Origin of the sequence: Catenulispora sp. GAS73, assembly GCF_041262085.1 — a bacterium.
Lineage (GTDB): Bacteria > Actinomycetota > Actinomycetes > Streptomycetales > Catenulisporaceae > Catenulispora.
The window spans coordinates 130,687-148,632 of the sequence record NZ_JBGCCM010000027.1 but is presented as its reverse complement, the minus strand read 5'-3'; the positions used below and the strand labels follow the sequence as shown (position 1 = coordinate 148,632).

At 70.3% G+C, this 17,946-nt stretch carries 22 protein-coding genes; 17 read left to right on the top strand and 5 right to left on the bottom strand.

The genetic code is table 11. The annotated features are described in order from the left end of the window. Positions 1–66 precede the first annotated feature (66 nt). The 11 genes from ABH935_RS34590 (at position 67) to ABH935_RS34540 (ending at position 8,013) form a co-directional block, all read left to right on the top strand. Entirely contained in the window at positions 67–1,401 is a 1,335-nt protein-coding gene (locus tag ABH935_RS34590) for an alpha/beta hydrolase (protein WP_370382162.1), read from the top strand. Next, positions 1,401–1,652 carry a MoaD/ThiS family protein gene (locus ABH935_RS34585; protein WP_370382161.1) on the top strand — a complete coding sequence of 84 codons (252 nt, stop codon included), beginning with the start codon at positions 1,401–1,403 and terminating at the stop codon, positions 1,650–1,652. The genes ABH935_RS34590 and ABH935_RS34585 overlap by 1 nt, the downstream gene beginning before the upstream one ends. 55 nt (positions 1,653–1,707) lie before the next feature. After that, positions 1,708–2,901 (top strand): hypothetical protein, encoded by a 1,194-nt coding sequence (locus ABH935_RS34580; RefSeq protein ID WP_370382160.1) that lies wholly within the window; start codon positions 1,708–1,710, stop codon positions 2,899–2,901. Then, entirely contained in the window at positions 2,898–3,659 is a 762-nt protein-coding gene (locus ABH935_RS34575) for a DUF2993 domain-containing protein (protein WP_370382159.1), read from the top strand. Before ABH935_RS34580 ends, ABH935_RS34575 begins: the two co-directional genes overlap by 4 nt. Before the next feature lie 251 nt (positions 3,660–3,910). Further along, positions 3,911–4,444, top strand: coding sequence for a sigma-70 family RNA polymerase sigma factor (locus tag ABH935_RS34570; protein ID WP_194910193.1), 534 nt, complete (start codon positions 3,911–3,913; stop codon positions 4,442–4,444). Next, the gene (locus tag ABH935_RS34565; protein ID WP_370382158.1) at positions 4,441–5,130 is read left to right on the top strand and encodes an anti-sigma factor; all 690 of its coding nucleotides are present in this window, start codon (positions 4,441–4,443) and stop codon (positions 5,128–5,130) included. The genes ABH935_RS34570 and ABH935_RS34565 overlap by 4 nt, the downstream gene beginning before the upstream one ends. Positions 5,131–5,230: 100 nt before the next feature. Further along, positions 5,231–5,311: an Ms5788A family Cys-rich leader peptide gene (locus tag ABH935_RS34560; RefSeq protein WP_370382177.1), complete on the top strand. Its 81-nt coding sequence runs from the start codon at positions 5,231–5,233 to the stop codon at positions 5,309–5,311. A 207-nt stretch (positions 5,312–5,518) separates the two neighbouring features. Next, positions 5,519–6,382, top strand: coding sequence for a sulfurtransferase (locus ABH935_RS34555; RefSeq protein ID WP_370382157.1), 864 nt, complete (start codon positions 5,519–5,521; stop codon positions 6,380–6,382). Further along, positions 6,379–6,678, top strand: a complete 300-nt coding sequence (locus tag ABH935_RS34550; RefSeq protein WP_015796793.1) for a DUF1416 domain-containing protein — start codon at positions 6,379–6,381, stop codon at positions 6,676–6,678. Before ABH935_RS34555 ends, ABH935_RS34550 begins: the two co-directional genes overlap by 4 nt. 271 nt (positions 6,679–6,949) lie before the next feature. Then, a complete protein-coding gene (locus tag ABH935_RS34545) occupies positions 6,950–7,483 on the top strand; it encodes an FABP family protein (protein ID WP_370382156.1) in 534 nt (177 codons plus the stop codon). Positions 7,484–7,551: 68 nt separating this feature from the next. Continuing rightward, positions 7,552–8,013, top strand: a complete 462-nt coding sequence (locus ABH935_RS34540) for a Fur family transcriptional regulator (protein WP_370382155.1) — start codon at positions 7,552–7,554, stop codon at positions 8,011–8,013. Here ABH935_RS34540 and ABH935_RS34535 read toward each other — a convergent pair. Beyond that, positions 7,973–9,355 (bottom strand): hypothetical protein, encoded by a 1,383-nt coding sequence (locus tag ABH935_RS34535; protein WP_370382154.1) that lies wholly within the window; start codon positions 9,353–9,355, stop codon positions 7,973–7,975. The two genes, ABH935_RS34540 and ABH935_RS34535, sit on opposite strands and share 41 nt — an antisense overlap. 95 nt (positions 9,356–9,450) lie before the next feature. On the opposite strand from ABH935_RS34535, the gene ABH935_RS34530 reads away from it, so the two are divergent. From ABH935_RS34530 to ABH935_RS34515, 4 genes are all read left to right on the top strand, one after another. Continuing rightward, a complete protein-coding gene (locus ABH935_RS34530) occupies positions 9,451–10,458 on the top strand; it encodes a folate-binding protein YgfZ (protein ID WP_370382153.1) in 1,008 nt (335 codons plus the stop codon). A 248-nt stretch (positions 10,459–10,706) separates the two neighbouring features. Continuing rightward, the gene (locus tag ABH935_RS34525) at positions 10,707–11,267 is read left to right on the top strand and encodes an aerial mycelium formation protein (protein WP_370347925.1); all 561 of its coding nucleotides are present in this window, start codon (positions 10,707–10,709) and stop codon (positions 11,265–11,267) included. A gap of 8 nt (positions 11,268–11,275) precedes the next feature. Beyond that, positions 11,276–12,232, top strand: coding sequence for an asparaginase (locus ABH935_RS34520; protein WP_370382152.1), 957 nt, complete (start codon positions 11,276–11,278; stop codon positions 12,230–12,232). An 83-nt stretch (positions 12,233–12,315) separates the two neighbouring features. Further along, a complete protein-coding gene (locus ABH935_RS34515) occupies positions 12,316–13,311 on the top strand; it encodes a DUF5996 family protein (RefSeq protein ID WP_370382151.1) in 996 nt (331 codons plus the stop codon). A gap of 67 nt (positions 13,312–13,378) precedes the next feature. On the opposite strand, the gene ABH935_RS34510 is transcribed toward ABH935_RS34515, so the two are convergent. Both ABH935_RS34510 and ABH935_RS34505 read right to left on the bottom strand, forming a co-directional pair. Further along, the gene (locus ABH935_RS34510) at positions 13,379–13,777 is read right to left on the bottom strand and encodes a hypothetical protein (protein WP_370382150.1); all 399 of its coding nucleotides are present in this window, start codon (positions 13,775–13,777) and stop codon (positions 13,379–13,381) included. A gap of 102 nt (positions 13,778–13,879) precedes the next feature. Beyond that, positions 13,880–14,785, bottom strand: a complete 906-nt coding sequence (locus tag ABH935_RS34505) for a M64 family metallopeptidase (RefSeq protein WP_370382149.1) — start codon at positions 14,783–14,785, stop codon at positions 13,880–13,882. A 208-nt stretch (positions 14,786–14,993) separates the two neighbouring features. Here ABH935_RS34505 and ABH935_RS34500 point away from each other — a divergent pair, with 208 nt between their 5' ends. Further along, positions 14,994–15,506, top strand: a complete 513-nt coding sequence (locus tag ABH935_RS34500; RefSeq protein WP_370382148.1) for a hypothetical protein — start codon at positions 14,994–14,996, stop codon at positions 15,504–15,506. Between the two features lie 45 nt (positions 15,507–15,551). Here ABH935_RS34500 and ABH935_RS34495 read toward each other — a convergent pair whose 3' ends face one another. After that, positions 15,552–16,901, bottom strand: coding sequence for an RNA polymerase sigma factor (locus ABH935_RS34495; protein WP_370382147.1), 1,350 nt, complete (start codon positions 16,899–16,901; stop codon positions 15,552–15,554). Positions 16,902–16,940: 39 nt separating this feature from the next. After that, a complete protein-coding gene (locus ABH935_RS34490; protein ID WP_370382146.1) occupies positions 16,941–17,360 on the bottom strand; it encodes a YciI family protein in 420 nt (139 codons plus the stop codon). A 148-nt stretch (positions 17,361–17,508) separates the two neighbouring features. Between ABH935_RS34490 and ABH935_RS34485 the strand changes: the two genes are divergently transcribed. Further along, on the top strand, positions 17,509–17,880 hold the full coding sequence (locus ABH935_RS34485; RefSeq protein WP_370382145.1) for a PadR family transcriptional regulator: 372 nt from the start codon (positions 17,509–17,511) through the stop codon (positions 17,878–17,880). Positions 17,881–17,946: the final 66 nt, after the last annotated feature.

Here is a 17,946-nt window from a genome sequence, read left to right as displayed (position 1 = left end):
AGAAAACACACAAGAGGACCCGTGGGGCTTCGTCGCCCGGATCCTCTGTGAGCAAGGATAGCCGTCATGAAGCGTTTCCCCGAGGTTTCCGTGCCGGAGTTCACACGTATTTTACCTGGACAAAGGCGCAGCTCGGGGCACGCGGAGCCCGGTCAGACCCTGTTGACGGCCGATGGCGTCCGGCTGAACGCCGTGCACAGAGGGGGTGTCGATCGACGCTGGGCGTTCGTCCTGTGCCACGGATTCAGCGGCTCCTGGCGCACCGGCGACATGGCGCACATCGCCGCCACGTTGCGTCCGTATGGCGGAATCATCGCGTTCGACTTCCGCGGTCACGGACAGTCACACGGAAGATCGACGCTCGGTGATCTAGAGGTCCTCGACCTGCACGCCGCGGTGGAGTGGGCCCGCGTCCTGGGTTACGAGCATGTGGCGACGGTCGGTTTCTCCATGGGCGCCTCCGTGGTCGTACGCCACGCAGGCCTGTGCGGCTCCGGCATCGGCCCGGGCTCCGCGACCGACGCCGTGGTGTCGGTGAGCGGCCCGGGATGGTGGTTCGAGCGCTCGACGCGGCCGATGAAGCTGGTGCACTTTCTGGTGGAACATCCGCTCGGCCGGATGGTTTCGGCATGGCATCTGAAGACGCGCATCCTGCCCGGCGGCTGGGACCCGGTCCCGGAGTCGCCGGTGGAGTTGGTGGGCCGGATCGCACCGGTGCCGCTCCTGGTGGTGCACGGCGACGCGGACAAGTACTTCCCGCTCGGACACGCCGAGGCGCTGTACGCGGCGGCGCGGGAGCCGCGGGAACTGTGGGTCGAGCCCGGCTTCGGGCACGCCGAGGCCGGGGCGGCGCGGGAGGCGGCGGGGCTGGAGATGGTGGGGCGGATCGGGCGGTGGGTGCGGGCGCTGCCGGTGGGTGGCGAGAGCGCCGGGGCTGACAGCACCGGTGAAGCTGCCGATGGGCTGTCCGGCGAGGAAGATCGAGAGCGCGGATATAGCGGATACAGATATAGAGGACGGGACGGCGGGCCAGGGGAATCTGGCGGTGGACTCGGAGAAGCAGGCGGCGGCGAGTCCGGCGCAGGCGGTCGCGGCAAGGCAGGCGGCGCGCTTGGCGGCGAAGGGCGAGATCGGGCTGGTCTTGGTAAGGCAGCCGGTGGGCGAGGCGCGGGCCGACTCGGCGAAGGCGGCGGCGCATTCGGTGAGGCGGATAGTGGCGAGGCGGCAGGCGGCAGTGAGCTCGGTGGCGGCGGAGCCGGCAAGGCGGGCGGTGGGATCGACGCCGGCGGTCTCGGCGAGGTAGGCGGTGGCAGCGGCGGTCTCGGCGAGGCGGCAGGCGACAGCGAACCCGGCGCGGGCGAGTCCGGCGAGCCGGGCGAGGTCATGGAAAGCGAGGCGTGATGAGTGGGCTGATCCGCTATTGGGCGGCGGCGAAGGCGGCGGCGGGTATCGCCGAGGAGCCGTTCGAGGGCGAGGTGCTGGCTGAGGTGCTGGCCTCCGCGGTGGCGCGGCATGGGGTGCGGCTCGGGGAGGTGGTGCGGCGGGCGTCGTTCCTGGTGGATGGGGCGCCGGTGGGGCGGCGGGATCCGTCCGACGTGCGGTTGGCCGAGGGGGCGGTGGTGGAGGTGCTTCCGCCGTTCGCCGGAGGCTGAGCGGGGCGGCTGGTATACCTTGCAGACGGGTAGGTGTCGGCAGGAGGAAGTCAGGGTGGGCGAGTACACGGGCCGACGGCGTGGGCGGGCGGCTTCAGAGCCGTCGGCTCAGGAGCCCGAGTACGTGTATCCGGAGGACCCCGCCTACCAACAGGGTTACTTCGCCGATGACTCCTCCTATGCGCAGCAGCAGCCTGAGGGCTACGGATACGAGTACGGCTATGAGCAGCCGGTAGCGGAGTACCAAGCCGAGTACCAAGCGGAGTACCAGGGCTACGAGGCCCAGCAGCAGTACGGGTACGAGGCGGCACCGTCATACGAGCAGCCGCCGCATCAGGGCTACGAATACGCCCCGGATCCCGCCTACGGGTACCAGAACGCCCCGAGCTACGAGCAGTACAACCAGGGGCAGGGCTACGACCAACAGCAAGGCGCGTATTACGAGGACTACCCGCAGAACGGCTATCAGCAAGAGGCTTACCAACGAGAAGGCTACGAGGGCTACCAAGAGCCCTACTACGAGGAGCCTTATTACGAAGAGCCTTATGAGGAACCGCCGGTCCAGTCCCGCCGCCGCCGTTCCGCACCCGCCGCCGAGCCATACGCCGAGCCGTACGCGGGCGAGTACTCCGACGACTACGCACCCGTCCGCGAAACCCCATACCCCACAACCCCCCGCCCCCGCCTCTCCCCCCTCCAGCACCTCCCCTACGCCGGCGCGGCGACAGCAGCCCTGGCCGTCACCGCCTTCGTCTCCGCCAAAGCCGTGGCCGCCGCGGTCCTCCCGCTCCAACTCGTCGTCGCCTGGGCCGTCCTCGACCTCGCCGGCTTCGCCTCGCGCCGCACCGCCGTCCTCGCCGCGCTGCCTGCGATGGCCGGTGCCGCCGCGACCTTCAAGTTCCAGCCCGACGACGCCGTGCTCCCCGTCGCCGCGGGACTCGGCGCCGGGTTCGTCCTCATCGCCGCGGACGCCGTCTTCCGCGCCCGTCGGCACGGTGTCGAGCCCGGCGCGGTCCGCGCCCTCGCCGCGGCCGCCTCGGCGCTGCTCTTCGCCAGCCTGACCGGCCTGTTCCTGCCGGCCGCCATCCTGCACCTCACTTCGGTCGCGGCCGGGGCGGGCGTCTGCGCGGTGCTTTCGGTGTCCGCCGCGCGCAACTCCGAACTAGGGGGGAGCCGGGCCGCGGTCGTCGCGATACCGGTCACGATCGCCGCCCTGGCTTCATACGCCGCGGCTATCCTCGTCCCATGACTTCCGAGGAGGGGCTCGACCAGTTGCAGTGGCAGGCGCATCCGCCGCCGGTCAGACGCCGCAAGTGGCCGACCAGGCTGGCGATCGCGCTGCTGGTGCTCGTGGGTCTGTTCGTGGCCGCGGACCGGATCAGTGTGGGCATCGCGGAGAGCCAGATCGCCAAACGCATCCAACAGTCACAGAACCTCCAGTCCAAACCCTCCGTGACCATCGCGAACTTCCCGTTCCTGACCCAGCTGATCGGCATGAAGCTGGACAAGGTCTCGGTGGACGCGCGCGGCATCACCCGCAACGGCGTCCGGGTCACCGATCTGCACGTGGACCTCAACGGCGTTTCGCCCTCCAACGGCTTCAAGGAGGCCGACGTCGACCACCTGTCCGGCACCGCACTGTTCAGCTGGACCGACATGGAGTCGGCGGCCGCCGCGCAGGGCCTGGACGTGACGCTGGCCGAGGGGCCGGACAACACCGTCCGGGTCACCGGCAACGTCCCGGGCCTGGGCAAGACCACTCTGCAGAGCCACCTGTCGCTGGCCGGCGGCAACCGCCTGCAACTGACGGCGTCGAAGGTCGAGTCCTCCTCCCTGGGGCTGAACGGCCGTGTCCCGCGCGAGCTGGACTTCCCGATCAACGTCGGCACCCTGCCGATGCAACTCACCCTCCAGATGGCCAACATGCAGACGTCGGCCGACGGGCTGCGCGTATACGCCGAGGCCGACCACGTGCGGGTCACCGGTTCGGGCGTCTCCTCCAGCTGAGGCCTCGCGGAAGGCCTTCGGAGGAAGACGAACACCGTCCGTCCCGCGATCCAGATATACGTATGCGCCCCGGCGGTGGTTCGATCTCACGAGCCGCCGCCGGCGGCCGTCGCCCCCACCAGCCGTTTCTCAACTCTCCCGCAACCGTCCGGCCCGATCCGCTGTCGAACGGTCACCGGCGATGCCATCATCGGCGTGTGACATGGTGGCGGCGGGTTGAACCAGAACCTCCGGCTTTCCGTGTCCCCGGTGTGGACGTCGCGAGCGCGGACGCGGAGCGTCTCAGATCTCTCTACGCGGACCACGCGGGTCCGCTGCTCGGGTACGTCCTCAAACTGACCGACGGCGACCGCGGCCGGGCCGAGGACGTGGTGCAGGAGACCTTCCTGCGGGCCTGGCAGCACGCCGAGGCGTTCGCTCCGGACCGCGGCTCGCCGCGGGCCTGGCTGTGCACGGTCGCCCGGAACATCGTGGTGGACCAGGCACGCGCCCGCCGCTCCCGCCCCCGGGAGGTCGGCGACGAGGGACTCGCGCTCGGGACCGCCCGCGAGGCGGTCGTCGAGGACGATCACGACCGGATGCTGCTGGGATGGGAGGTGGCCGAAGCGATGACGACATTGAGCCCCGACCACCGTGCGGTGCTCCGGGAGACGTACTTCAAGGGCCTGTCCGTGTCCGAAGCCGCCGACGTACTCGGCATTCCCCCAGGTACCGTCAAATCGCGCACGTACTACGCGTTGCGCGCGCTGCGGGCCGCTTTCGAGGAACGGGGGATCAAACCGTGAACCGGGAAGCAGAGGTGCGGCCGGGTGCCTGCGACAACGAGGACCTGCGGATCGCCGTCGGAGCCCTCGCGCTCGGGGCGCTGGATCCGGACGAGGCCCGCGAGGTGCGCCGGCACATGGCCGAGTGCCCCGAGTGCCAGGAGGAGTACGCCTCGTTCGTCGGCGTGAAGCGGGTCATGGACATCGGGCTGGTCGGGGCGCCGATGCCGGAGCTGCCGGAGCCGGTGCCGCCGCGGCGGCGCTCGCCGTTCCGCAGCCCCGTCCCCGCTCCGTTCCGCGCGCCGCGCCGCCGCCGGATCCTCCTGGGCGCCGGCAGTTTCGCCGGCGCCATGGTGCTGGTCATCGGCGGGTTCTGGGCCGGGCACAGCAGGTCCACCACCGCTCCCGGCGAGGCCCTGCCCGCCGTGACGCAGAGCGGCGTGACGGCCCAGATCTCCTACCAGGACCACGGCTGGGGGACCTCGGTCACCGCGACGATGAGCGGGACGCCGGACGGCCTGAACTGCACGCTCTACGTCGTGGCCAAGAACCACGCCGTGGTCCAGCTCTCGAACTGGCGGTCGGTGGCCGGCAGGGCGATCGCGATCCCGGCCGCGACCGCGCTGCCCGCGGAGCAGATCGACCACTTCGAGGTGAAGGTCACCGGCTGGGGCGCGTACGACATCACCGTGCCTATGACCTCGTGAAAGCCCGGCGTGACCAGCGCGGTGTAAAAAACATAAGACCGTCGTCTCACAGTACGGTACGTGCGTGACACCGCCCCGAGGCGTCTCTAGAGTCGGTGACATGAAGCAGCAGGCGAACTTCACCAAGCGACGCGCAGTCGATCTGTGCCGCGTCGCCGCCTGCCTGTGTCGAATGCGCTGACCCCGGAGGGTCGGCTGCTTCCGTGACCCCGTCTTCGTGGGGACACGACGCCCGACCGCTGTAGGACGGGCGGCCCTCTGCCATCAGCGCGGACCCAAGCAAGACACCTTCGTGCTTCCGCATGCCCGCGGACCTGGAACAACCGTGTCCGCGAGCACCACCTCACTCCGATCGATCCGAACCCCGAACCATCCGGAGGGACTCCCCATGAGTCGCAACGACGTCCTGGTCGACGCCGACTGGGTCCAGGCGCACCTGGACGACCCGAAAGTCGTCCTCGTCGAGGTCGACGAGGACACCGCCGCCTACGACAAGAACCACATCCGCAACGCCGTCCGGATCGACTGGAAGCGCGACCTGCAGGACCCGGTCCGCCGGGACTTCGTGAACCAGCAGCAGTTCGAGGCCCTGCTCTCCGAGCGCGGCATCGCCAACGACGACACCGTGGTGCTGTACGGCGGCAACAACAACTGGTTCGCCTCCTACGCGTACTGGTACTTCAAGCTCTACGGCCACAGCGACGTCAAGCTCCTGGACGGCGGCCGCAAGAAGTGGGAGCTGGACTCCCGCGAGCTGGTCGTCGAGCAGCCGACCCGCGCCGCCACCACCTACACGGCGCAGCCGCAGAACCAGGCGCTGCGCGCCTACCGCGATGACGTCGTGGCCGCGATCGGCACCGACAACCTGGTCGACGTGCGCAGCCCCGACGAGTACTCCGGCAAGCTGCTGGCCCCGGCCCACCTGCCGCAGGAGCAGTCGCAGCGCCCCGGCCACGTGCCGACCGCGCGCAACATCCCGTGGTCCAAGGCGGCCAACGACGACGGCACCTTCCGCTCCGACGAGGAGCTGACCGAGCTGTACGAGGCCGAGGGCGTGGACCTGTCCAAGGACACCATCGCCTACTGCCGCATCGGCGAGCGCTCGGCGCACACCTGGTTCGTCCTGCACGAGCTGCTGGGCCAGGCCAACGTGAAGAACTACGACGGTTCGTGGACCGAGTACGGCTCGCTGGTCGGTGTGCCGGTCGCGCTCGGCTCCAACCCCGGCTCGCCCGAGGGCGGCCAGCAGTGACGGCCTCGTGCGGCGCCCCCGCCGGCGGATTCAGCATCGAAGGAGTGGACGTGGCGAAGGAAACTGTCATCCAGGGAGCGGTCAGCCGCGACGGCGCGCCGGTGACCGGGTACGTGCGGCTGCTGGACAGCACCGGCGAGTTCACCGCCGAGGTCCCGACCAGCCCGGAGGGCGGCTTCCGCTTCTTCGCGGCCCCGGGCACCTGGACCGTGCGCGCGCTGGTGCCCGGCGGCACGGTGGACGCCTCGGTCGAGGCGACGCTGGGCGAGGTCGCCGAGGTCGCGCTCGCGGTCTGAGCGGCTCGCCCCGGCGACGCCGGACCCCCGGAGTGTGAGGGGAGCGCCCGCCACCGATCTGGTGATCGGCGGCGGGCGCCTTCGCGTTTTCGCCCCGCGCCGCCCCGACACCCGAAGAGACCCAGCTCACCGAACAGCGCCCCACCCGCTCCGATAAACTCCCCACCATGACCGTCCAAGCTCTGTTCGACATCCTCCTGGTCCTGGTGGCCCTCGCCGTCGCGTGGTTCGCGTCCTTCACGGTGCTGCGGCTGTTCAAGGGCCAGAACTGATGCCGCTGGAGATCCCGTCCGACCTGCACCCGGACTGTGTGCCGCTGGCGTTCCTGCTGGGCACCTGGGCGGGCGCCGGGGTCGGCGGGTACCCGACCATCGAGTCGTTCAACTTCGGGCAGGAGGTCGTGTTCTCCTACACGCCGGACAAGCCCTTCCTGAAGTACGAGTCGCGGTCCTGGCTGCTCGACGAGGACGGCAACCAGGTCCGGCCGCTGGCCATGGAGTCCGGCTACTGGCGTCCCCAGCCCCGCACCGAGGAGAACGGCACCGCGGGCACCACCCGCACCCAGCTGGAAGTGGTGCTGGCGCACCCCACCGGCTTCTCCGAGATCTGGGTCGGCGAGGCGGACGGCGCGAAGATCGAGCTGCGCACCGACGTGGTCGCGCGCACCGAGACGGCCAAGGAGTACACCGCGGGGCACCGCCTGTACGGTCTGGTCCAGGGCGATCTGCTGTGGGCGTTCGACATGGCGGCCATGGGCCAGTCGATGCAGTCGCACCTCTCGGCGCAGCTCAAGCCGGTCAAGTAAGTCTTCCGGGAACTCTGCACGGATGGACGGTGGCGACCGCTGTCCCCGCCCGGTGGGATAGTGGTGGTATGGAGACCGCGCCCACGGACCTGACGAAGGAGCTGCGCGCGAAGGGCTACCGCCTCACGCCGCAGCGGCAGTTCGTCCTGCAAGCCGTGGCCGCCATGGACCACGCCACCCCCGAGGCCATCTGCGAGGAAGTCCGCCGCACCGCCCGCGGCGTGAACCTGTCGACGGTCTACCGGACCCTGGAGCTGCTCGAAGAGCTCGGTCTGGTCACCCACACCCACCTGGGCCACGGCGCGCAGATCTACCACACGGCGGATCAGCCGGCGCACGTGCACCTGGTGTGCCGGGGCTGCGGGCGCATCCTGGAGGCCGCCGACTCCGCCGCCGAACCGCTGGTGCAGCGGCTGAAGCAGGACTACGGCTTCGAGACCGACGTGCGGCACCTGGCGGTGTTCGGGACGTGCGCGGAGTGCTCCGCTCTCACACAGAGTTCCGAAGCCACTTCGCAAAACTCCGAGTGAACTGATCCGTGGTGGTCCCCAGGACGTTCTTCATGGCGTCGTCGACACACGTGGACGCGGTCGCGTTCTTGTAGACGGCCAGGACGAACTTGTCGACCTTCTCCGGGCCGTACTCGTCGGCCATATAGCGGATCGCCATGTGCGAGTAGAAGTAGTTCAGCCCGGACGTGTCGGAGTCGGAGCTGTAGACCTGGCTGTCTGTAGGGAGGGCCTGGGGAACGCCGTGCTTGCGGACGTAGGCGTGCAGCGAGTCGCCGTCATAGAGGAGTTCCGACGTGGAGTACATCCTCTGTGATTCCCACTCTGCGAACCCCTCTATGACCCACAGGTGTTGCTGTCCGGAGGTCGCGCTCTGGTCCTCGAACGGACCGATCATCGCGTGCGCCATCTCGTGCTTGAACACGATGTCGGCGTCGGCGGGGTCGACGTTCTTGTACTGCGTGGTGTCGACCGCTATACGGGAGCTCGGATAAAAGCCGTCGTCCTTACCCGCCGCGGCTATAGGCACCGTCACCCCGACCGACTCGGCGCGGTTCTGGCTGTAGATGGCCTGATAGCGGGAGCGGTCGGCGGTGAGGAAGACGGCGAAGCCGGGTGCCGTGCCCGAGCCGCCGGTCCAGTGTGCGAAGTCATACTCCGCGTCCCGCTCCAGAGCGTCCGCATGGCTCTTGGCGAAGGACACCGACGTGTCGTCCGCCATGATCACCACCTTCGACCTGGTGAATACCGTGAGACCGGCCACGGCGTCCCAGGGCGCCGGGTAGTTGTGCTCCGAGTCGGCGCCGTCGACCGCGGTCACCCGCAGCGGAGCGTTCGGGCCGGTGCGCTGCACGGTCCACTTGTAGCGCTCCTCGACCGGGACGCTGTCCACGCCGGTGATCTGGTGGTCGAAGGCCACCGTGACGGTCGCGGTCGCGTCCTGCGGGAGGGTGCTCTGGTCGTCGACCGTGGTGACCGAGTAGCTCGCGGTGGTGAAGGGGATCTTCTCCAGGTTGTCGAACAGCTGCCCCTGGCGCGTGACGAGATCCGGGTGCCCGGGATCGACGGCGGCGACGAAGCCGGCGCGGTTCTTGGCCTTCAGCGCCGCGGAGTGCGCCGCCACGAAGGTGTCGAGGTCGGCGACGGATATGGAGGCGTCCGGCGTGCTCGCGGCGGCCGGCGGCTCGTCGGGCGAGCTCTTCGGAGAGCTCGCGGACTGGGAACTGGCAGGCGGCTGCGCGGACGGCGCGCCGTGCCCCGGGTGCTTCTCCGCCGTCGCCGCCGCGAGGCCGCCGGCGGCGAGCGTGCCGGCCACGGCGAGCGCGGCGCACGCCACCCACGTGGTCCGTGTCGGCCTTGCCATGGATTTCCCCGCCCTGCGCGTTACATCTGATCGAGCCCCGCGTGCGGGGAGAACGGCAGCGTAACAGGCGTTTTGCGATAGGAGAGACTAGAGCCATGACGAGCCCCTTGCTGACCCTGCCCGCCGCCGTCCCGGCCGACCCGCCGGACGCGGGAGTCGCGGCGCACTACGGCGATCCGCACGGCGAGCAGCGCCGGTTGTCGGAGGAGCACCGCGGGTTCGTGGACTTGTCGCACCGCGGCGTGCTGCGGGTGGCCGGGCCGGACCGGCTGACCTGGCTGCACTCGTTCACCAGCCAGCACCTGGAGTCGCTGAAGCCGGGAGTGGCCGTCGAGGCGCTGATCCTGTCGCCCCAGGGCCGGGTCGAGCACGCGCTCTACCTGGTGGACGACGGCGAGGCGACGTGGTTCCACGTGGAACCGGGCACCGCGCCGGAGGTGCTGGCGTTCCTGGAGAAGATGCGCTTCATGATGCGCGTCGAGCCGGAGGACGTGACCGACCGCTACGCGGTGGTGCTCACGACCGGCCCGGTGCCCGAGGGCGTACTGGCCCGCGAGGTGGAGCTGGGCCATGAGCTGTTCCTCCCCAGGGAGCGCCTTGCGGACTTCGCCAAGGACGGCGGCGCGGGAGACCCCGTGGGCATGTGGGCCTACGAAGCTCTCCGGATCGCCGCGCACCGGCCGCGCGTCGGCCTGGAGACCGACGACCGCACCATCCCGCACGAGCTCGACTGGATCGCATCCGTTGGCCATCCGGGCGCGGTGCACCTGAACAAGGGCTGCTACCGGGGCCAGGAGACGGTCGCGCGCGTGGACAACCTCGGCCACCCGCCGCGCCGCCTGGTCTTCCTGCACCTGGACGGCACTCCCGAGCGCCTGCCCGCGCACGGTACCGACGTGACCACCGGCGACGGCCGCGTGGTCGGCCAGGTGACCTCCGCCGCGCGCCACTACGAACTCGGCCACGTGGCGCTCGCCGTGGTGAAGCGCACCACACCGGTCGAGGACCAGCTGCTCGCCGACGGCATCCCGGCGGCGCAGGAGCTCGTGGTGGCACCGGACGCCGGCGCGAACCGGCGGCCGACGTTCCGCGCCGCTCGGTAAGCGGGAAAGCCCGGCAAGAGCGCGGCCGGCTTGGGGGGCGGTGAGCGGGTAAGGGAAGAGCGGAGAGCGGGTAGAGCGGCAGGGCCCGAAGGACGAGCAGCAGGGCGGCGACCGGTATGGCACCGTACGGTCACCCGAGTGTGACAAGTCCGCGGGCAGCCGCTCTCGCGCGCGCCACGCCATCGCGATCGGGTGGCGATACCCCCAACCTCAATCCCCGCTATTCCCCACCATGGAACGATGCTGTTATGGGCACCCAAGCCACCAGACTCGACCGCGTCCTCGTCGCCGCCCGCCGCCCGGACGCAGAGGTCGAGGCCCTCGAACTCGCCGCGATCCGCCGGGAGCGCGGCGCGGCGCTGCGCGAGGAGACCGAGCTCTCCTACCTGCGCCGGGTCCTGCACGGCCGCATCGACATAATCGACGCCGAGCTCCGCCGGCGCGCCGCCGGCTCTCCGGAGCCCCTGGTCCAGTCGCTGGCGGCGATCCTCGCCGACGATCCGCCGGCGAACGCGCGCTCGCCGCGGCACATGGAGATCGTCATCGTGCCCGATCCCGATCCGGGGGAGTACCGCTCGCAGATGGAGGAGCGCATCGACGCCGTGGGCCCGGCGATCGTCCTGGACCTGTCCGACGGACAGCTGGCCGACGCGCGACTGACGCTGAAGGCCTATGAGCGGGAGGTGTCCGAGTACCGGCGCATCGCGCAGTCCGTGATCGACCGGTTCGCGGCGGAGCTGGCGCGCCGCTACCGTGAGGGTCAGGCAACCGTCGACGATCTGCTCAATGAGGAGCAGAAGATGGAGTAACACCGCACATGACCGCACAGGGAGTCGTCCCCCTCGCCGAGATAGTCCGTTCCGGGTTCACCGAGGGGTGGCACGACGGCCGCCTGGTGGCCCTCGCCGCCGACGGCAGCGTCGAGTTCGCCTACGGCGACGTGGAAGCGGTGATGATGCCGCGGTCCAGCAACAAACCGATGCAGGCGGTCGCCATGCTGGAGAACGGCCTGGACCTGACCGGCGAGCTCCTGGCGCTGGCCGCGGCCTCGCACGCCGGCGAGCCCTTCCACCTGGAGGGCGTGCGCAAGATCCTGGCCGGCGTGGGCCTGGACGAGCAGACGCTGGCCTGCCCGCCGGACTGGCCGCTGGCCGAGCAGGCGAAGCTGGCCATGGTGCGGGCCGGCGGCGACAAGCAGCGCGTCACCATGAACTGCTCCGGCAAGCACGCCGCGATGCTCGCCACATGTGTGATCAATCACTGGCCGACCGCGGACTACCTCGCTCCGGACCACCCGATGCAGCGCGCCTCCCGCACCGCGGTCGAGCGCCTGTCCGGCGAGCAGGTCCACCACGACGCCGTCGACGGCTGCGGCGCCCCGCTGTACGGGATCTCGCTCGTCGGCCTTGCCCGCGCCTTCCGCGCCGCCGTCCTGGCCGCCCCGGCCACCCCCGAGCGCCGCGTCGCGGACGCGATGCGGGCCCACCCCGAGTACGTCTCCGGCACCGACCGCCTCGACACCGACCTGATGGCCGGCGTGCCCGGCCTGCTGGCCAAGGGCGGCGCCGAGGGCGTGCAGGCGGTGGCGCTGCCCGACGGCCGCGCCGTCGCGCTCAAGGTCGGCGACGGCGACCACGAGCGGCGCGCCGTGGGCCCGGTGCTGGTCGCCGCGCTGCGCCGGCTCGGGGTCGAGGCCCCGGTGCTCAGCCGCTATGCCGAGTCACCGCTGCTGGGCGGCGGGCACCCGGTCGGCGCCGTGCGTTCAGCGATCTAGGTCGTCGTAGCGTCATCCAGGCTGTTCCAGGCGGGGCGTTCCATGACGGGCGCTCCGCCGGTTTCGCGCTTAGGCTCGCGAGCATGACCGAGTCGCCGTGGACCCCGACGGAAGTTCTCCCCGCCATCCCCTATGAGGAGTGGCGTCCCACGCGGGAAACCCTGCACCGCTATCTGCAGATCGTCGGCAAGATCGCCCTCGCGCGGGGCATCCGCCGCAATCACTGGTGGCACATGACCCTGCGGAATCAGCCACGCGGCTGGTCCACCGTCGAACTCGGCACGGCGCAGCAAGGTCCGCTGTTCACCTGTGAATTCGACTTCTTCGATCACGTCCTGCGCATCGACACCGATCACGGTGGCCAGGCGCTGGTGCCGCTGACGGACCAGACGGTCGCGTCCTTCTACAGCCAGACTCAGGACGCTCTGCGTTCGCTGGACGTCGATCCGCATATAGCGCATCCGCACCCTTATGACCTCCCGGACAAAGAGCGTCCGTTCGCGGAGGACACAGAGCACAAGACCTATATGCCGGAACACGCGCATCGCGCCTTCAAGGTCTATAGCCAGGTGGGCCGCATTCTGGAGGAGTTCAGCGCGTCCTTCTCCGGCAAGGTCAGCCCGGTCCAGGTCTTCTGGCACACCTTCGACATCGCCACCCAGCGCTACTCGCCGCGCCAGATCCCCGCGCCGGAGGGCATGGACGAGGCGACCCGCGAGTCCTACTCCCGGGAGCAGATCAGCTCCGGGTTCTGGTTCGGCGACCCCGACACCCCGGAGCCCACGTTCTACTCCTATACGTATCCCGAGCCCAAGGGCATCGAGGAGAAGACGCTGCGTCCTGAGCCCGCTCGGTGGGTCACCGCGCGGGGAAGCCACACCGCGTACTACTCCTATGACGAGGCGCGTATGTCGGACGATCCTGTGGGCTGCGCGCTGGCCTTCTACGAGTCCGCATATGAGGCCGGAGCGGAACTCGCGAAGTGGGATCACGCGGCGCTGGCGTGTTGGGACGGCATCACCGATCCGCTGCTGCGCAGCAAAGAGCCGCTCGGACGGCACTGGCCCGAGCGGCCCTAAGCGTTTCTCTGCTTAAGCGGATTCCGCCTAAGCGTTCTCTCCCTAAGAGGTTTCCAGAGGCAGCTCGTCAGCCGCCCCACACCCACCACTTCGCGGACTTCGTCATGTACTTCGTCCGGAAGTCGGGGTCCGCGACCGCCGGGTTGTCGTCCACGACGTAGACGATCACCTGGTTCCACTGGCCCTTCGTGAGCGGCGCGGTGGTCAGGTCCAGGCTGGTCTTGCCCAGCGATCCGGTGACCGCGGTGCCGTTGATGCCCCAGTAGACCTTGTAGTTCACGCCGACCAACGGGATCAGGTCGGCGGTGAGGGTGACGCCGTTCTTCGCGCTGATCCCGGACGCGGTCGCGGCCGGCGTCACCGAGTCGATCGGGTTGATCGAGCCCTTGCCGGACTTGCTCAGGTAGAAGGACTCGATCAGCGCCTCGATCGACGGCGGGTTGAACGGCTTGCCCAGGCTGCGCATCTCCGAGTCCTGGGAGGGGCGGTTGAAGCCATGAGCGTAGTAGTTCGCGCCGTCGTACGCGCCGACGGTGCTCCCGTCGCCGCTCGGCTTGCCGATCCAGCGCTACCACTTGGTGTGGTTGGCACTCATCGTCGCGGCCGACTGCGAGGTGATGTTCGGCAGGTCCGAGTCGCTGCCGCCGGCGGTGTCGAAGGGGACGTCGTACTCGTCGCCGAGGCCGGCGAGGGTGTGGGCCATCTCGTGCACGATCACGCCGTCGGACAGCGAGTTCTCGCCGGCCAGCGTGGTGATCGCGCCGCCGGCGCCGCCGTAGGCGGCGGTGTGCGCGAGCGAGATCACGTGGTTGATGCCGGGCACCAGGTTGGCGTAGGCGTTGGCGGACTTGGTGTCCACGCACAGCAGCCGCTCGATGTCGTGGCACCAGAAGTGCATGCCCAGTGGCGTCTGCTTGGCCACGCCGTCGGTCGGGTCGTTGGAGATGCCCGAGACCGGGGAGGCGATCTCGACGCGCGAGGCGTCGAAGAAGTTCTGGTAGGTCTTGTAGGGCTCGTAGCTCATCAGAGCCTGCCAGGCGGCCTCGGCCGACTGCGCGAAGGCCGGGGTCTCCGAGGCGAGGTAGCCGTCGCCGACGAAGACCAGGTCGATCCGGTTGTCGTGGCGGCCGTTGTCGTGCATCGGGATCAGCACCGGGGTGTTGGCCGTCGGCCGGCCGCTGGTGGCCAGGCGCAGGTCGGACGGTACCGGCAGCGCCGAGGGCGCCTGGTCGGCGGCCCCGGGGCGCAGCGTGATGCTGCCGTCCGGCAGAAACGTCTCGTAGACCCCGTCGCCGCGGTCCTCGGCGTTGGGGGTCCCGCCGAAGCGGAGCGCGCCGGCCGAAGCGGGCCCGGCGGCGGTGGCGGCGAGCAGGCAGACGCCGAGCGTGGCGGACAGCAGGGCGACGGCCGCGGCCCGGCGGGGCGCGCGGCGGCGGGGGGAGTCGTGGTGGGCGTCAGTCGCGTGACGGAGCATGCGGCCATTCAAACTCCGCATTTCGTCCGGAAACGCGCGGGTCAGTCACCGACACGGTTGAAGACGGCGGACATTCATCCTTTTGGCGGCAGGGATGCGGGTTGCTTCGCAAGGCGCCGCGAAGCTGGGGGACATGAAAATGCAACACAGCGCTGCGCAGCAGCTCCATAACGGGCGGTGGTGGGCGACGGGTGGCGGAAACCTTCCTGTGGCGTTCGCGACTCTGGCCTTCGCGGCCGTCGCCGGTGCGGCTGGTGCCGTCCCCGCCCACGCTTCCACCCCCGCCTACACCGACTACGGCCAGATCCAGCTGACCGTGACCCACCACGGCCCGATCTTCACCGACAACAACGGCCTGGGCTACGACATCGTCGTGACGAACAACGGTCCGAACACTGCCACAGGCGTGGTGCTGCGTACGACGGGCTTCGACTGCGAGGCGAACGCGCAGTCGCAGGAGGCCTGCAAGCCGATCCCGGACCGCTTCGACCCCTCGAAGCCCATGGACTTCGAGACCGCCCTGGGCTCGATCCCGGCCGGCGGACACGCCGAGTTCTCGGTGGTCACCACGATCCCGGACGAGAACGCCGGCTTCATCCGCACCACGACCGAGGTCGTGCGCGCCGACCAGTACGACACCGCGTCCTCGCCCGGGACGTGCGACAACGGCTGGCAGCCGCAGGCGGACTGCATGTCGGACGTCGTCGACCTGACCAAGTGAGCCGATCGGGTGAGCTGAATACATGAGCTGACCGAGTGAGCTGAATCAGGGACCGCACGCGGCGGCGCGCGCCAGCAGGAGCGCGCGCTCCCGCGTGTTCGCGGTGAGCTCGGCCGCGCGCTCGAACTCTTCCCGCGCCTCCGCGAGCCGGCCGAGCCGGACCAGCAGGTCGCCGCGCACGCTGGGGAGCAGGTGGTAGCCGCGCATCGCGCGCAGGCCGGTGAGCGCGTCGGTGATCGCCAGGCCGGCTTCCGGGCCTTCGGCCATCCCGACCGCGACCGCGCGGTTCAGTTCCACGACCGGGGATCGGGTCTGCTGCACCAGCCGCTGGTAGAGGTCGGCGATGAGCCGCCAGTCGGTGTCCTCGGCGGAGCGGGCCCGGGCATGGCAGGCGGCGAGTGCGGCCTGCAGGTGATACGTGCCCGGCTCGACGACCGCAGCGCTTTGCGAATCCGCATCGGGCGCGGCTGCCGCGGCCGCCGCCGTGACTTCCGCCGCGAACGCCTGGTCGGCCCGGACCAGGGCGGCCAGCCCGCGCTCGATCTGCATCCGGTCCCACTTCGCGCGGTCCTGATCCAGCAGCAGCACCGGCTCCCCGTCGGGCCCGGTCCGGGCGTGCCGCCGCGAGTCCTGGATCTCCATCAGCGCCACCAGCGCGTGCACCTCCGGCTCGGCCGGCATCAGCCCGGTCAGCACGCGGCCGAGCCTCAGCGCCTCCTCGCACAGGTCGGCGCGCAGCCAGTCGTCGCCGGCGGTCGCCGAGTAGCCCTCGTTGAAGATCAGGTAGACGACCTCCAGCACCGAGGTCAGGCGCCGGCGGCGCTCGGGGCCGTCGGGGACCTCGAACGCCACTCCGGCGTCGGCCAGCGCGCGCTTGGCCCGCACGATGCGCTGCGCGGCCGTGGCCTCGGGGACCAGAAAGGCGCGCGCGATCTCGGCGGTGGTCAGGCCGCCGAGGACGCGCAGCGTGAGCGCGACCCGGGCCTCCGCTGAAAGCACCGGGTGGCAGGCGGTGAAGACGAGGCGGAGGAGGTCGTCGTCGATGGCGGTGTCGGACCGCGCGGCGTCGACCGCGTCCACCGCGTCCAGGACGTCGCCGTCCTCGTAGCCCTCGCCGTCGATCTCCAGCTCGCGGCCGAGCTCCCCGACCTTGCGCCGCAGCGTCTCGGCCCGCCGGAAGTGGTCCACGGCCCGCCGCTTGCCGACCGCGGTCAGCCAGGCGCCGGGGGTGGCCGGCACCCCCTCGGCCGGCCACTGCTCCAGCGCCGCGACCAGCGCGTCCTGCGCCAGCTCCTCGGCCAGTCCCAGATCGCCGGTGTAGCGGGCCAGGGTGGCCACGACCCGGGCCGCCTCCAGCCGCCACACCGCCTCGACGGTCTCGGTCGCCTGCGCCATATCGCCAGTCTGGCAGCCCTTCTGGGCTGCATGAACCGTCTACTGGCCGAGCTGCTGCCGCAGTTGCTGCTGGGCCTCGCGCAGCTCCGGCGAGAACTCCAGCCCGAGCTCGTCCATCGAGCCGATCGGCCGCACCTCCAGCGTCACCCCGCCGCCGAACGGCGCGCGCTTCACCCACTCCAGCGCCTCCTCCAGCGAGGAGGCCTGAAGCAGCCAGTATCCGGCGATGATCTCCTTGGCCTCGGTGAACGGCCCGTCGATGACGGTGCGCCGCTCGGTGTCGTCGAACCGCACCTTCGCGGCGGCCGAGGTCGGCTTCAGGCCCTCGGCGGCGAGCAGCACACCGGCCTTCGCGAGCTGGTTGTTGTAGGCGGCCATCTCCTCGAACAGCTCGGTCGGCGGCATGACCCCGGCCTCGGATTCGGCACTGCCCGGTACCAAGACCATGAACTTCGGCATGGCGGTCGCTCCTCACGTCGTGGCTGGTCGGTCCAGCCTCTCTGACTGCGTCGGGCGGCGCGCGGCGGGATCGACAAAACCCTGGGAGATTTTTTTCGGGCGCCTGGAGCCTTGATACCGAGAGTCTCTAAGCCTAGCCTTTCTAGGTATGAGCCAGGACATGATGCGCGGACACCTCGACGGCTTGGTGCTCGCGGTGCTCGCCACCGGGCCGTCGCACGGCTACGGACTCATCGAGGCGCTGCGCGACCGCAGCGGCGGGGTCTTCGACCTACCCGAGGGCTCGGTCTACCCAGCCCTGCACCGGCTGGAGCGGGCCGGGCTGGTCGCCAGCGGCTGGTCCGAGGTCGGCGGACGCCGCCGACGGGTCTACAGCCTGACGGTCTCCGGCCGGCGCGCGGCCGAGGAACGGCGCACCGAGTGGCGGTCGTTCTCGGCGGCGGTGGAGCGGGTGTTCGGCGTCGGCGACCGGGCCGAGGCCGGTCCGGCGGCCGGATTCGCGGACGGGGCGGCGGTGTGATGCGCGGCGGCTGGTGCGGCTGCGGCGCTTTCGGGAGCGCGGTCCTGCGGTTTGTCGGGAATCCTC